At 73.0% G+C, this 14,110-nt stretch carries 17 protein-coding genes; 5 read left to right on the top strand and 12 right to left on the bottom strand.

The window, feature by feature from the left end; translation table 11 throughout:
* Positions 1–40: 40 nt before the first annotated feature.
* Together ACZ58N_RS25450 and ACZ58N_RS25455 are read left to right on the top strand one after the other, a co-directional pair.
* Complete coding sequence (locus ACZ58N_RS25450; RefSeq protein WP_471164095.1) at positions 41–328, top strand: hypothetical protein; 288 nt, start codon at positions 41–43, stop codon at positions 326–328.
* Between the two features lie 51 nt (positions 329–379).
* Positions 380–1,351 carry an LLM class F420-dependent oxidoreductase gene (locus ACZ58N_RS25455; protein WP_471164097.1) on the top strand — a complete coding sequence of 324 codons (972 nt, stop codon included), beginning with the start codon at positions 380–382 and terminating at the stop codon, positions 1,349–1,351.
* Positions 1,352–1,390: 39 nt separating this feature from the next.
* Here ACZ58N_RS25455 and ACZ58N_RS25460 read toward each other — a convergent pair whose 3' ends face one another.
* Complete coding sequence (locus tag ACZ58N_RS25460; RefSeq protein ID WP_471164100.1) at positions 1,391–2,494, bottom strand: barstar family protein; 1,104 nt, start codon at positions 2,492–2,494, stop codon at positions 1,391–1,393.
* A gap of 183 nt (positions 2,495–2,677) precedes the next feature.
* On the opposite strand from ACZ58N_RS25460, the gene ACZ58N_RS25465 reads away from it, so the two are divergent.
* Positions 2,678–3,289 (top strand): GOLPH3/VPS74 family protein, encoded by a 612-nt coding sequence (locus ACZ58N_RS25465; protein WP_471164103.1) that lies wholly within the window; start codon positions 2,678–2,680, stop codon positions 3,287–3,289.
* A gap of 50 nt (positions 3,290–3,339) precedes the next feature.
* Here the strand turns inward: ACZ58N_RS25465 and ACZ58N_RS25470 are convergent, their stop codons facing one another.
* The 6 genes from ACZ58N_RS25470 to ACZ58N_RS25495 all read right to left on the bottom strand — a co-directional run bounded on the left by ACZ58N_RS25470 (position 3,340) and on the right by ACZ58N_RS25495 (position 7,428).
* A complete protein-coding gene (locus ACZ58N_RS25470) occupies positions 3,340–3,576 on the bottom strand; it encodes a hypothetical protein (RefSeq protein ID WP_471164105.1) in 237 nt (78 codons plus the stop codon).
* Positions 3,577–3,718: 142 nt separating this feature from the next.
* Positions 3,719–4,111 (bottom strand): RidA family protein, encoded by a 393-nt coding sequence (locus ACZ58N_RS25475; RefSeq protein WP_471164108.1) that lies wholly within the window; start codon positions 4,109–4,111, stop codon positions 3,719–3,721.
* Positions 4,112–4,140: 29 nt separating this feature from the next.
* Positions 4,141–5,211 carry a DUF5954 family protein gene (locus tag ACZ58N_RS25480; RefSeq protein ID WP_471164110.1) on the bottom strand — a complete coding sequence of 357 codons (1,071 nt, stop codon included), beginning with the start codon at positions 5,209–5,211 and terminating at the stop codon, positions 4,141–4,143.
* Positions 5,212–5,348: 137 nt separating this feature from the next.
* Positions 5,349–5,834 carry a hypothetical protein gene (locus ACZ58N_RS25485; RefSeq protein ID WP_471164111.1) on the bottom strand — a complete coding sequence of 162 codons (486 nt, stop codon included), beginning with the start codon at positions 5,832–5,834 and terminating at the stop codon, positions 5,349–5,351.
* 78 nt (positions 5,835–5,912) lie between these two features.
* A complete protein-coding gene (locus ACZ58N_RS25490; protein ID WP_471164113.1) occupies positions 5,913–6,977 on the bottom strand; it encodes a serine hydrolase domain-containing protein in 1,065 nt (354 codons plus the stop codon).
* A 133-nt stretch (positions 6,978–7,110) separates the two neighbouring features.
* On the bottom strand, positions 7,111–7,428 hold the full coding sequence (locus ACZ58N_RS25495) for a hypothetical protein (RefSeq protein WP_389700158.1): 318 nt from the start codon (positions 7,426–7,428) through the stop codon (positions 7,111–7,113).
* Between the two features lie 304 nt (positions 7,429–7,732).
* Between ACZ58N_RS25495 and ACZ58N_RS25500 the strand changes: the two genes are divergently transcribed.
* Positions 7,733–8,536: a polysaccharide deacetylase family protein gene (locus ACZ58N_RS25500; RefSeq protein WP_471164115.1), complete on the top strand. Its 804-nt coding sequence runs from the start codon at positions 7,733–7,735 to the stop codon at positions 8,534–8,536.
* Between the two features lie 30 nt (positions 8,537–8,566).
* Here the strand turns inward: ACZ58N_RS25500 and ACZ58N_RS25505 are convergent, their stop codons facing one another.
* The 5 genes from ACZ58N_RS25505 to ACZ58N_RS25525 all read right to left on the bottom strand — a co-directional run bounded on the left by ACZ58N_RS25505 (position 8,567) and on the right by ACZ58N_RS25525 (position 13,179).
* Positions 8,567–9,049, bottom strand: coding sequence for a peptidase inhibitor family I36 protein (locus ACZ58N_RS25505; RefSeq protein WP_471164118.1), 483 nt, complete (start codon positions 9,047–9,049; stop codon positions 8,567–8,569).
* A 221-nt stretch (positions 9,050–9,270) separates the two neighbouring features.
* On the bottom strand, positions 9,271–10,716 hold the full coding sequence (gene argG, locus ACZ58N_RS25510) for an argininosuccinate synthase (RefSeq protein ID WP_385574231.1): 1,446 nt from the start codon (positions 10,714–10,716) through the stop codon (positions 9,271–9,273).
* A 187-nt stretch (positions 10,717–10,903) separates the two neighbouring features.
* Positions 10,904–11,665 carry a PIG-L deacetylase family protein gene (locus tag ACZ58N_RS25515; RefSeq protein ID WP_471164122.1) on the bottom strand — a complete coding sequence of 254 codons (762 nt, stop codon included), beginning with the start codon at positions 11,663–11,665 and terminating at the stop codon, positions 10,904–10,906.
* Between the two features lie 247 nt (positions 11,666–11,912).
* Positions 11,913–12,542 carry a P-loop NTPase family protein gene (locus tag ACZ58N_RS25520; RefSeq protein ID WP_471164125.1) on the bottom strand — a complete coding sequence of 210 codons (630 nt, stop codon included), beginning with the start codon at positions 12,540–12,542 and terminating at the stop codon, positions 11,913–11,915.
* A gap of 1 nt (position 12,543) precedes the next feature.
* Positions 12,544–13,179, bottom strand: coding sequence for an NUDIX hydrolase (locus ACZ58N_RS25525; protein ID WP_471164128.1), 636 nt, complete (start codon positions 13,177–13,179; stop codon positions 12,544–12,546).
* 496 nt (positions 13,180–13,675) lie between these two features.
* Between ACZ58N_RS25525 and ACZ58N_RS25530 the strand changes: the two genes are divergently transcribed.
* Positions 13,676–14,050, top strand: a complete 375-nt coding sequence (locus ACZ58N_RS25530) for a hypothetical protein (protein ID WP_471164130.1) — start codon at positions 13,676–13,678, stop codon at positions 14,048–14,050.
* Positions 14,051–14,110: the final 60 nt, after the last annotated feature.

Consider the following 14,110-nt stretch of genomic DNA (forward strand, 5'->3'; position numbering starts at 1 on the left):
GAACATGGCGCATCGGCCATGCAAGGGGGAAGGGGTCGCCATGTTGCTCACCCACCTGTTCGACGGGGACGTCCTGCTCGTCCGGCTTCCCGACGACCTCGACGTCGGCACACGCGGCACCGCCGTCTCGGAGTTCGAGTTCCTGCTCAGGAGCTACCGGCCCCGCAGCGTCGTGATGGAGCTCCCGTACCCCTCGGGCGCCGCGGTCGTGAGCACCGTCCTGCGCGCCGAACGGCTGTGTCGGGCCACCGGGGCCTCGTTCGGCACGATCACCTCCCGCGCGACCCCGTCCCTCGCGGACGAGGACGACACGCCTGCGGCGGCCTGAACCCCGTCGGCCCGCATGTTTCGCACACCGGAGACCGGTAAGGCGCACCCCATGGTGCGATTCGGATACACGATGATGACCGAGCAGGCCGGCCCCCGGGAGTTGGTCCAGCACGTCGCCGCGGCCGAACGGGCGGGTTTCGACTTCTCCGTCACCTCGGACCACTACTTCCCGTGGCTCGCCTCCCAGGGCCATGCCTCCTACGCGTGGAGCGTCCTGGGGGCAGCCGCGCAGGCCACGACGACCATCCCCCTCATGACGTACGTGACCTGCCCGACGATGCGCTACCACCCGGCGGTCGTCGCCCAGAAGGCGGCCACGATGCAGCTGCTGTCCGACGGCCGGTTCCGACTGGGCCTGGGCTCGGGGGAGAACCTCAACGAGCACGTCGTCGGGCCGGGCTGGCCGGCCGCGCACGTGCGGCTGGCGATGCTGGAAGAGGCCGTGGAGATCATCCGGGACCTGTTCGACGGGAGTTCCGTGAACCACCACGGCGAGTACTTCGACGTGGAGAACGCCAAGCTGTGGGACCTCCCCGAGGAACCACCGCCCATCGGCATCGCGGTGTCCGGGAAACGCTCCTGCGAGCTGGCCGGCCGGTACGCCGACCTGGCGATCGCCATCGACCCCGAGCGGGAACTCCTGGAATCCTTCGACCGGGCGGGAGGCGTGGGCAAGCCGCGGGTCGGCCAACTGGCCGTCTGCCACGACACCGACCGGGACGCGGCCGTCCGGCGCGCCCACGACCAGTTCCGTTGGTCGGCGGGCGGCTGGCAGGTCAACGCCGAACTCCCCGGCCCGTCCGCGTTCGATCAGGCCACCCGGTACGTCCGCCCCGAGGACATCGCCCGGTCGATGCCCTGCGGCGACGACCCCGACGAATTCGTCGACGCCGTCCGCCCGTTCGTCGAAGCGGGATTCACCGAGATCGCCCTGATCCAGGTCGGCGGCTCACACCAGCATTCCTTCATCGACTGGGCCGAAACGACCCTCCTCCCGGCCCTGCGCGGCATGGCCGCATAGCCCGCACGCGCGCAGACGTCCGGCGTGCGGGGACGGGCCTCAGGCGAGGGCCACCCGCATACCACCCCGGGAGAGGACATCGAGAACCTCGGCGAACAGGTCGTACGGGGTGCCGTCCGGGGCCAGGACGCGGCGCAGGTGCTCGCGCGCGGTCGCGGAGTCGCGCCACAGGAGGGTCGCGGGGCCCGTGTGGCCGAAGCCTCCGCGCAGGCAGTCGGCGACGGCCGCCAGGCAGCTTCCGAAGTAGCCCCCCGGCCCGTTCACGGCCTCGCCCAGGGCCAGGAAGAGACCGGGGACGTCGGTGGCGTGGCGGCCGTCGAGTTCGTACGCGGTACCCGAGCGGTCCGCGTGCGCGCCGCGGCAACCCCGCTCGCGCACGAGGTCCAGCCAGGTATTGCGCTGCGGGGTGCTCAGGCCGGCCCAGACGCCGCGCGTCCCGGGCGGCCCCGCCCGCCACTTCTCCCAGACCGGTCGCGCGTGCTCCGGCACGGATCCGAACGGGCTGCGGCCGAGGTCCAGTTCCAGGTCGATCAGATCCTCCCCGAGCGAGGAGGGACGCCATCCGTCGACGGTGGGCCACGCGAGGCGCTCGGTGAGGCGCTCGCCCCGGTCGTCCCGGATGCCCAGTTCGGCCTCCCCGAGGGTCAACGCCCGCCGGGTTCCCTTCGCGAGAGCCTGCCGCATGTGCTCGCTCGGGGCGAACCCACCCAGCACGAGGCGGGGTTGCGGCTCCTCGGCGCGCAGGATGTGGGCGAACTCACGGCAGGACCCGATCCACCGGTACTCGTCGTGCAGCCGCACCGGGCCCCGGTGTCCGACGGGCGGCTCCTCATGGCCGTCCGTGCCGGTCAGGACGAGACCGTCCGTCCCCGGGTGCGGACCGAGGCTCTCCACGTCCTCCAACAGCCACGGGCCGAGGTCCGTGTCCTGCGGTACGAGCCACACCCGACCGCCGCCCCCGCACGGAACCCCGGGGCTCTCCGGAACCCAGCCGAACAGTTCGTAGGTCTCCCGGACCGGATCGGCGAACAGGCCCTCCACCTCGTAACAGGAGCCCCAGGGACGGCCGTTCTCCGTGTCGGTCAGCGTGTGGCGCATGCCCCCGTACCGGGCGCCGTCGTCCTCCCACATGGCGACGATCATGCCCGAGCGGTCGGTGGGACGGGTGCGGCGGGTCCCCGCAGCGAGTCACCGGGCGCCGGACCCGGGCGGCCCGGTCGACGTCCGCGGGGCCGGGGACGCGGGTAGCCTGCCCCTGTCGGACCGTGCCGGACCAGCCGTTCAGGTACGCAGCCACCAGCGGACGCATCGGACGTGGAGCCCCAAATGACCACACCGCGTGACTTGTTGATCGTCGCCATGGAAACGACGGCCGGGCATCCCGCCGAGAAGGGCGACCTGTCGCTCGCGCTCGCGGGCGCCGAGGCGATCGACCTCCTCGGCACCCGGTCCATCAGGCTGGACGGCGATCTGATCGTCCCCGGCGACGACCGTCCGGCACCGACCGACCGACTGATGGCGGAGGCGGCCTCCTCGGTCGTCCAGGAGGAGCCCTACGAGTCGGTCGCCGACTGGCTGTGGCGCCGGGGACGCGGCCTGTCCGCCGTCTACGAGGCCGCGCTGGAGGAGGACGGGCTGCTCGCCCGGCAGCGCCGGCGCGGGCTCTCCTTCCGGGCCGGCAGCCCGGAACTCGTCGAATCGCCCGCCCGACGCAGGGCCGTGGACCGCTGGGCGTCGGACGACCCGGTCCTCGCCAACCTCGCGGAGACCGTCGGAGTCCGGGGCGACCGGACCGGGGACTCCCCGGACGTCGCCGATGACGCCGTGGCCACGGTGCTGGCCGCCGTCAGCGACGCGGTGGTGGAACTGGCCTCCGTACGGCAACGCCGTGCCATCGACGAGGCCGCCTTCGACAACATCTGGCGGGGCGGGGTCTGACCCGCACCGGACGCACGCACCACCGCCCGGCCGGGTTTCCGTCACGGTGGTCACATGGCGGCGCGCAGCATCCCCGCCGTCCTGGCCATGGCGGCCTTCGTCGCCTCGTCGGAGGCGGTCCGTGCGGCCTCCTCCAACAGGAGGGTCGCCGCCTGGAGGAGCCCGACGTGGACGGGCACCGTTTCGAGTCCCGTGAGCGCGGCCATGGCCTGGTCGGTGGCGCTCTGCGGGATGAGGGTGCTGACGCCGCGGCCGGCGCCGCGCTGGGACTGGGGTGGAGTGCTCACCCGGTGATTCTCGCCGGTCCGACCGCCGAACCGGGCACGATCGCGCGCGGTTTCACCGGTGTGGCCCGGCCGGCGGCCCGCATCGTCCGGCGTGACACCGCGCGCGCCCGGTCGATCCCGCCCGATCGACCCGCGCGACCCCTCACACGATGACGGCGTCGATCTCGACCTCGACCAGCCAGTCGGGATCGATGAAGCGGGACACCTCGACTACCGTCAACGCGGGCCGCACGGCCGCGAACCGCTCACCGTGGGCCCGTGCGGCCTCCTCCCACCGGGTCACGTCGGTCAGCATCAGCCGGGTGCGGGTGACGTCCGACACCGCCGCCCCGGCCGCTTCCAGGGCGCGTACGGCGACGTCGAGGCACCTGACCGTCTGGGCGTAAACGTCCCCCGGTGCGACGGTCGAGCCGTCGTCGCCGATGGGAGCCGTGCCGGCCACCGCCACGTGTCGGCCCGCCCGGACCGCCCGGGAGAAGCCGATCCGCGGTTCCAACGGGGACGCGGAGCCGACGGTCCGTCGCATGGGTTCCATCGCGCCATGCTCGCAGACGGACCCCGGCCTCAGTCCCGCGGGTGGACGTCGCCGTCCTCGGCCGGCGCGAGGTGGATCCGCATCGGTTCCTGGCTGTTGACGTCGGAGGGGCGCGGCCCCTCGGGCCCGTCGGGGCCCCAGCGCAGCAACCTGCGGGTCCGGACGATCCGGTAGACGCAGCCGTCCAGTTCCAGCCGGTTCACCCGGCCCTCCCGCAGGGAGTCCGCGGCTTTGGCGTACGTGGCCAGCCGTGCGGCCCGGGCGACGTCCGGCGTCCCCGTACGGGCGTCGACGTGCGGGCCGGCGACGGGGGAGATGAGGCCGTGCATGCGCGGCCACATCCAGGTCAGGGCGAAGTCCAAGGACTTGCGGGCCTCGTGGGCGGTGGCGTGCGGACCGCTGATCGGGCCCCAGCCGTTCCCGCGTCGCTCCGCGACGGTGAACGTCGCCGGGAGCAACAGCACGTCCGGATGGGTGTCCAGCGCCCGCCGCGCGTCGGCGCGCACGTCGCCGGGAAACCGCGCCCCCGTGTAACACAGGCCTCGCAACGCCGCCTGCTCCAACGCCCGGCTCGGGGTGACCGGCGCGTCGGGGTCGACGACCAGGCCCTGGTCGATCCCGGGGACCTCGGCCGTACGGTCCCAGTCCGGGACGAGGGGCTCCGGGTCCGTCGGCCGGGGCTGCTCGATGCCGCCCGGGCCCGCGCCGGCGTACTCCTCGGCACGCACGATCCGGTACCGGGTCCCGGCGACGGACAGCTCGTCGACCCGCTCGGTCTCCAGCCGGGAGACGGCCGCCAGCAGTTCCCGCCGCTCCACCCCGTCCTGCGCGTGGTCCTTCGCGCGGAGCCACAGCCAGGAGTTCAGCCCGTCACGTGCCTGCTGCGGACAACCGAACGTCACCTCGATCACCACCCGCCACCGCGGCGCGTCCCCGGGCCGCTGTTCGGCGACCCCGAAGAGGGGACCGCGCACCGCCGGATCGCCCGCGCCCACCACGGCGTCGAGCGCGTCGGCCTCCACCACGGCCTCCACCGGTTCCACCGGCACCCGCACCACGATCGGCCGTGATCCGCCCGGCACCACATTCCCAGGATCCATCCACCCATCCTGGCGCCGCCGACCCTCGGCCTGCTCCGGATACGTCGATTCCCGTGCCCGGCACCGCCGTTGCGCGGTACAGTCCGAACGCCCGGACGGAACCGCCGAACGCCGGCCCGGCCGACGGCCGCCGCCCGTCAGGCCTCCTCCGGCTGGCGTCCCTCGCCCGCCATGAAGCGCCAGACCAGGGCGTGCCCGAGGACGATCAGGGCGATGAGCATGATGGCCTCGGCCTGGATGGGGCGCAGACCGGTGTGGCGGCCGAGTTCGGGAAAGGCCCCCACGACCGCGATCAGGGCGTAGAGCACGGCGGCCCCGGCCTGCTGCCACACGAGGAAACGGTTGCCCCGTCCCAGGGAGAGCAGGCGCAGCGTGCACCCGCAGCCGATGACGGCCAGCACGATGAAGGCCCCCCGCCAGATCTGCGGCTGCTCGGTACCGCCGACCTGGGCGAACAGCCCCATCAGGGCGGGGAGCAGGAACGAGAGGTAGATCCCGCCGACGACGCGCCGCAGGGCGGGGTCGCGCATCCAGTCGTGGTGGCTCTGCACGACGTTCCACCACAGCCCGACGAGGGTGAAACAGGTCGCGGAGAACAGGGCGTAGAAGGTGCTGACATCCATGGGTGCCGAGGGTGGCAGTCGGAGCGGCCCGGCCGGGCTGTACACGCCCGGAAGACGTCGCGGGCCCGCCGGTACGGGCTACCGGGGCTGCCCCGGAGCCCCTCCGGCGGCCTGCGACTGCAAGGCTCGCAGGAGGTCGAGGGCGGGGCGGTCCACCGGGCGCGCGGAGTTGGCGAGCGCGATGACGGCGCAGCGCGTCTCCGGGTCGAATCCGACGAAGGAGGAGAAGCCCCCGGTTCCCCCGTTGTGCCAGATCTGGAGGTGGGCGCCCTGCTTCGGGTGGAGGCGGTGCGCCGTCCAGCCGAGGTGCACCCAGCCGAAGGGGCTCGTACGGTGCTGGTCGGCCCGGGTCGTGCGGATCGCGTCGGCGAGCTCCTCGGGACCGCCGTCGAGCTGGGCCCCCACGAAGGCCACCATGTCGTTCGCGGTCGACCACAGGCCGCCCGCCCCCGCCAGGTCGGCGAGGTACCAGGGTCGGACCGGGCGCCCGCTCCGCCCGTGACCTCGTGCGGAGCGGTCCGCCGTGCTGCCGTCCCGTGTCACGAGGGTGTCGCGCATGCCCAGGGGAGCGCAGACCTCCCGGGTCACGAGGCTCTCGTAGTCCGTGCCCGCCCGGCGGGCGAGGGCCAGGCCCAGCAGTCCGGCTCCGAGGTTCGAGTAGTGGAACCTTTCCCCCGGGGTGGTCCTCAGCCGGGTCCGGGCGAGCCCGGTCAGGAGCACTTCGGCGGTGCAGTCGGCGTACGGATCCGGCTTGGAGGGACGCAGCAGGGCCTGGAGCATCATGCCGCGCGGCAGGCGCGGCAGGCCGGACGTGTGGTGCGCGAGGTGACGCAGCGAGATCTGCCGGCCCCCGCGCGACGGCACGGTCACACCGCTCGGCAGGAGATCGCGCAGCGGCTCGTCCAGGTCCACCGAGCCCCGTACCGCCATGCGCGCCAGGGTGAGGGCCGTGAACGACTTCGTCACCGACCCGATCTCGAACAGGGTGTCCGGCCCAGGGGTGCGGCCGAGGTCCCCACCGGTGCTGCCGACGCCCCTCATCACCACGTGGTCCCCGGTCACGGCGGCCACGACCACGCCGACGCGCTGCTGCCCGAGCCGGTCGGCGGTCTGCTGGACGAGGGTGCCGAGTTCTTGATCCATGCTCGACATCATGTCGGGGGCGAGGCGTCAACCGATGGGCCCGGATGATGATTTGCGGGACGACCCCGCTCCGACCTGAGCGGTACACGGATACGCCGCCGGGACGAAGCGCGGCGGCGTCCGACCGCTCCGCCTATTCGGTGGCGATGCCCGTGATGACGGGATCGCCCAAGCGGGCCCCTTCCCCGCCCAGACCGGCGCGTCCCAGCGCCTCGGTCGCCAGATCGCGCGCCTTCTGCTCGGCGGACCCGGTGTCCGCCGCCTCCACCTCCAGGTGAAGGGCGAAGCCGGGCGATTCCGGATAGAGGGAGAGGAGGTGCAGGTCCTCCTCCACGCCGACGTCCGTGGTGCGCGGGTCGGCCGGACGGAGGGCTCGGAGCAGCTCGGCGCGCGCGTCGGGCGTGAGCTCGGTCAGTAGGGTCCCGGGAACGGTGACGACGTATACGGTCATGCCGGTCCGGATGCCCGCCGGCGCCGAAAAAATGCCCCTCCCGCCCGCCCTGCCCACGGACGGCGTCCCGAATCGACCCGACTGGCTCCTCGCGCGGGCCGGCGCGGGGCGGCCCGCACGCGGTTGGCCCGGACATGCCGACTCCCGGCTGTCGGGCCGGGCCATTCCCGTGCGTCGAGTGGTCGTTCTCACGCCCGGACGGCCGGCATGGGCCGTTCGGCCCATGGGCGCCGCCCCACCCGCCGCCTAGCCTGGACGGGCAACGCGAGTCCAGGGGGGCCGAGTGCAAGGGAAGAGCACATTCATGGGCACCACCACCCCCGGAAGCCGCCGCCGTCGTACGGGCATCACCGTGTCGGCGGCCGTCCTCGGCCTCCTGGCCGCAGCCGGCGCACCGGCCCTGGCCGCCGGCGGCACCCCGGGACAGGCCCCGGCGGCGCCCGGTTCCGGTTCCGTCCAGGCGCAGCCGCAGGTCCCCGGGGCGGCGCCCGCGACGACGCCGGACGGGATAGCCCGGCTCGCCCAGGGAACCGGCCGTGACATCGCGATCACGATCGACGACGGCCCGGACCCCCGATGGACCCCGCAGGTGCTGGAGGTCCTGAAGGAGAACCACGTCCAGGCCACGTTCTGCATGATCGGCACACAGGCGCGGGCGCACCCGGACCTGGTCCGTCAGGTCGCCGCCGCCGGGCACCGGCTCTGCGACCACTCCGTCGACCACGACGTGACGATGGACCACAAGCCCGTCGACTACCAGAGCCGTCAGATCCTCGACGGCAAGAAGATGATCGAGGAGGCGGCCCCCGGGGTGTCCGTGGACTACTACCGGGCGCCGGGCGGGGCCTTCACCCCCGCGAGCCGCGCCATCGCCGCCGCGAACGGCATGCGACCCCTCGGTTGGACCGTGGACCCCAAGGACTGGAGCAAGCCCGGTCTCGACGCCATCGTCTCGGCCGTGGAGAAGGACCTGCCCACCCGGCCCACCGTCCTCTTCCACGACGGGGGCGGGGACCGCAGCGAGACCGTCGCCGCCCTGCGCCAGTACCTCCCGTGGCTGTCGTCCGAGGGCTACCGGTTCACCTTCCCGGTCCGGACCACCGGCTGAGCGTGCCGTTCCCGCCCGACGACGGTGAGGTCAGGACACGCGGCACACGTGGAACCGGCCGGAACGCATGGCGTCGAAGTCGGCGGGGAGCCGGGGCACCCCTTGCCCGGGACGGACGGTCAGCTGCTTTCCCGTGTAGCCGACACCGCTGTACACGGTGACGCAGCGCCCCCACGTCCGGCCGGCGCCGTCGCGCCACGTCCGGCCGCCGTTCCACACCGACGCACCGTCGTTGAACCCGACGTACGCGGTCGTCCCGGGATACCGCGGCATGTCGTTCGCCACGAGGCTCGCCACACCCGCGTAGCCGGGGTCCGTCCAGCCGCAGACCCAGCCCGGACTGCACCGGTCGGCGGGTGCCGCCGGGGCCGCGGGGGCGAGTACGAAGGCCAGGGCCAGAGCCATGGCCAGGACGAGCCACGCCGCGCCGGGGGCGGCCCGGAGCGGAGCGGTCCGCCGACGGTGCCGGGGGGCTCGGGCGGGGGCGTCGGGGTGCGGGTCCACGGTGATCACCGCCGATCTCCGGGCGACCGTCCGCCGGTCGCGGGACGGCTCGTCGCCGGGTTTCCATCGCACCCCGGCCCGGGGTTGATCGCACCCCGGGCCGCACCCGCGCGGCCCGCCCGACCGTCGTGGGACCGGCGAAGGGCCGTCCCGGCACCTCTCGGTGCCGGGACGGCCCTTCGCGTGACGCGTTCCGTCGGAGTGCCGGGCACCGGGCCCGGCGCGCCGGGTCAGTCCGTGCCGGACTCCATGGCGGCGCGGTCCAGGACTTCCTCGTCGGCGGAGACCTCACCGCGGGAGGCGATGGCTTCGGCGCCGCCTTCCTGGAGGCTGCCGATGAGACCGGTCGCGGCGGCCTGCGCGGCCCCGATCGCGGGGTTGTCGCTGCCGATCAGGCCGAGAACGGCGTACTGCTCCAGCTTGGCGCGCGAGTCGGCGATGTCGAGGTTGCGCATCGTGAGCTGGCCGATCCGGTCCACCGGACCGAACGCGGAGTCCTCGGTGCGCTCCATGGACAGCTTGTCCGGGTGGTAGCTGAACGCCGGGCCCGTGGTGTCGAGGAGCGAGTAGTCCTCACCGCGCCGCAGCCGCAGCGTGACCTCGCCGGTGACGGCGGCGCCGACCCAGCGCTGGAGCGACTCGCGGACCATCAGCGCCTGCGGGTCCAGCCAGCGGCCCTCGTACATCAGGCGGCCGAGCCGGCGGCCCTCGTTGTAGTACTGGGCGAGGGTGTCCTCGTTGTGGATCGCGTTGACCAGCCGCTCGTACGCGGTGTGCAGCAGCGCCATACCGGGCGCCTCGTAGATGCCGCGGCTCTTGGCCTCGATGATCCGGTTCTCGATCTGGTCCGACATGCCCATGCCGTGCCGGCCGCCGATGGCGTTCGCTTCCATCACCAGGTCGACGGGCGAGCCGAAGGTCTTGCCGTTGATCGTCACCGGGCGGCCCTGGTTGAAGCCGATGGTCACGTCCTCGGTGGCGATCTCGACCGAGGGGTCCCAGAACCGGACGCCCATGATCGGCTGGACGGTCTCCACGCCGGTGTCCAGGTGTTCGAGGGTCTTGGCCTCGTGGGTGGCACCCCAGATGTTGGCGTCGGTGGAGTACGCCTTCTCGGCGCTGTCGCGGTACGGGAGGTCGTGGGCCAGCAGCCACTCCGACATCTCCTTGCGGCCGCCGAGCTCCGTCACGAAGTCGGCGTCGAGCCACGGCTTGTAGATGCGCAGGTGCGGGTTGGCGAGCAGGCCGTAGCGGTAGAACCGCTCGATGTCGTTGCCCTTGAAGGTCGAGCCGTCGCCCCAGATCTGGACGTCGTCCTCCAGCATCGCCCGGACGAGGAGCGTCCCCGTGACGGCGCGGCCGAGCGGCGTGGTGTTGAAGTAGGCGCGGCCGCCCGAGCGGATGTGGAACGCCCCGCACGTCAGCGCGGCCAGGCCTTCTTCCACGAGCGCCGCCCGGCAGTCGACCAGGCGCGCGACCTCGGCGCCGTAGGTCTTCGCGCGGCCGGGCACCGAGGCGATGTCGGGCTCGTCGTACTGGCCGATGTCGGCGGTGTAGGTGCACGGGATGGCGCCCTTGTCGCGCATCCAAGCGACCGCGACGGAGGTGTCGAGGCCGCCGGAGAAGGCGATGCCGACGCGCTCGCCGGCGGGAAGGGAGGTGAGAACCTTAGACATAGGAAGAGTATGCGCATTAATGCATGGTCATGCAAAACCGAATCTCGGACCGATCCCGGATCGGACCCCGATCACGATCCGATCCGAGGTCCGAACCGGCTCCTGTCCGGAGCGGATCCGGGGCCGATCCCGGGCCGATCGGGGGCCGATCCGGTCCCGACGGCCGTGGTGTAGACCGCCGAGGGGCTCACGCCGTCAGCTCGGTCAGGCCCCCGACACCGGGGGTGAGATCGTGCCGCACGAAGTGTTCCGTCCCCAGGATCCGCTCCCGGGCCGCCGCGGGCACCCCGGACAGGAGCCCGGGCAGCGAGCGCGCCCGGGCCGCCTCCGAGCGGTGCGCCCGGATCGCCGCCCACTTCTGCTCGATCCAGGGGCGGACGTCGACGGACGCGCCGATCGTGTCGTCCGCGACGGTGTGCACCCGTTTGTCGACCCCGGCGAGCAGTTCGGCCAGTTCGCCCGAGGCGGAGCGGGGATGAGCGGACAGGTGGAGGGCGCCGGGCCGCCACGGGCGACCCGCCTCGGGGCAGAACCCTTCGAGTCCGGCGGCGTGCACGGCCAACAGCGTCACGCGGTGGGTGTGGACGTGGTCGGGGTGGCCGGACGAGCCCCGGGCGTCATGGGTGACGACGATGTCCGGCCGGAAGGCCCGCACGTGGGCGACCACCCGCCCGATGGTCTCGTCGAGCGGCGCGTCGCACCAGCGCGGCCGCCCGGGGGCCGATGACGGAACCCGGTGGTCGGCGTAGCCGAGCATGCGGGGCTCTCCGGCCCCCAGGATCCGCAGGGCGTCGGCGAGCTCACCGGCGCGGTCGCTGTCGGGCGCCCAGGTCGCCGTCACGACGGCGGTGCGCGCGCCCGCCGCCGCGTGCCGGGCGAGGATGCCACCCGCGGACAGGGACTCGTCGTCGGGATGGGCGTAGACCGCGAGGAGGTCGGCACGGGGCATGTCGGATCGGTCCTTCCGTGGGCGCTTCACCGTGGGACGGTGCGGAACGGGGGTCGACGTGGCGGGCCCTGTCGGTCCGGATCACGCCTGCGACCGTCGCGGTACTCGACGTGGTCCCACGGGGGGTCGCCCGGGACGCCGTCGCTGGAGTGGAACGAGGTGCGGAAGCGCGGACGGCTCGGCTGGACGGCGACGCGTCCGGGGCCGTGGCGGGCCCGTCGGCGGGCTCGGCGTCGGGCAGCCGCGGTCACCGTCGAAGCCCTTCGCTGCGGGGGTCGGTGGGGAGGGTGGCGTGGTCGATCGCGGCGGAAGAGCGGCCGGGGCGGTCGACGCGCGGGGGCAGGTCCGTCAGTCCGGTGTCGGTCATGACGAGGTCGATCGTCTCGCTCAGGGTGCTGTCCGCTCCGATGACGGTCTCCGAACCGTCGGGGAGGAGGTCGTGTTCGCGGTACCAGGCGCGCAAATCCCGCTCGGTGACCCGGATCAGGTAGTCGTGATCGGACTTCGAGGCATGACGGGTCAGCGTCTCCTCGATCGGGATGTCGAGGTAGTAGCAGCGTGAGACCCCGCGGTGATCGCCGAGCAGGCGGGCGAGCATGTCTCCGTAACGATCGGCGTACAGGATGCCTTCGACCACCACGTGGTAGCCCGCGTCCAAGGCGTAGCGGGCGACGGTGTCGATCAGTCCGATGTTGGCGCCGCCGGGCACGTCGTGCTCCCTCAGGACGACCCGCCGCAGGTTGTCCTGGCCGACGAGGGCCACGCCGCGACCGAATCGGTCACGGATCCCGGCCGCGACCGAGGATTTGCCCGAGGCGGAGTTGCCCCGAAGGACCACGAGTCGGGTCTCCGCGCTCCCCACGCTCGCGCGGGCCACGTCACCGACCTCCGAGGAGGCGGCGACGCAGGGTTCGGGCCGGGTCGGTGGTCATGGTGACGCCCGCGGCGTCGGTCCGCCCCCGGGCCGGCGACGGAGCACCGCCCGCGCGGGTGGGGCCGTCCAGGAGGCGGGTGCGTACCGGTCCGCCGGGCTCATGCGGCACCGGGTCGCCCGGCTGCTGGAAGTGCAGGGCGCCGGGGTGGCCGCCGCGGTAGGCGTCCAGTCCGGCGCGGCAGTACGCCACCATCGGTTCGGGCAGCGCGTCGAGGGCGTACCAGCCCATGGCGTCGCAGAGCTCCGGCTCCATGATGTCGGGCTCGCCGGTGAAGCGTCGGACCTCGAAGAAGAAGCCGACGCGGGCACGGCCGTGGGGGCTCCGGTGGTGGACGGTGGTGGCGAGGGCCACGGCCGTCCGGTCGATGGCCACGCCGGTCTCCTCGGACGCCTCGCGGATCAGCCCGTCGACCACGTCCTCGTGGGGCCCGTCCAGATGCCCCGACGGCAGGTGCCACAATCCGGAGGCGTACACGGCGCCGGACCTCCGGGACAACAGCACTTCCGGGCCGGTCGCCCCGTCGCGGGCCAGGATCAGGTGCACGTCGACCGTCAGCGCGTAGCGCTCGCGGCGGCTCACCGGCCGGTCCCGGGGCGGGCCGGTGAGCAGAGGTGCCGGCCCCCGACGGCGTCCTGTGCGATGTCCCCATCCGTGGAGCGGTGGTCGAACGCAGTCTGCAAGGGTCCTCCCTGGTCGACGCGGAGCCGAGCGGCGCTCGAACGATCCGTCACCGCAGGGCACCGTAACGGGCTTTCGAGGACGAGCATTTCGAACAGGATTGCGGACTCGCGGTGCCGGGCGCTCCCCCTCGGGCGCGACGGATCCCGAACTCACACGTTCGAGTGGACAGGCCTCCGAAGCACTCGATCGGGGACTTGCGGGGCTCGTCGCGCACACCGTTCCCGCCCATCGGCGGCTCGGCGCGGCCGTCGGCGGGGGGAGCGGTTTCCGCCATGTTCGTGATTCTCCGCACGCCGTCGGGTGCGCTCAGTAGCGTGAGTTTCGAAATCGGTCCGACTTCGTGCACGCGAGCGTCGGACCCCGGTGGAGAACGGCACGTGAGGGAGCTGGACCGATGGCGAACGTGGAAGTGTCCTTGAAGGAGACGATGACCTCGATCGAGGGGGCGTTGGGAGCGGCGCTGGTGGACTACACCAGCGGCATGGCGCTGGGAACTCTCGGCGGCGGAAAGGACCTTGACCTGGTCGTCGCCGCCGCGGGCAACACCGATGTGATCCGCGCGAAGGTGCGCACCCTGGAGATGCTGGGCCTCCGCGACGAGATCGAGGACCTGCTGATCACGCTCGGCAGCCAGTACCACCTGATCCGGCTGCTCAGGGGACGCGGTACGGACGGCCTCTTCCTGTACGTCGTGCTGGACAAGGGCAATTCCAACCTGGCCATGGCCCGCCACCAGCTGAAGCGCGTCGAGGCGGCCCTGGAGGTGTAGCGCGGCCTTCTCGGGCCCACGCATGCCCACGAGTTGAAGGATTCTTCAACTCGGCACATC

Source organism: Streptomyces sp. NPDC040432 (genome assembly GCF_055595445.1).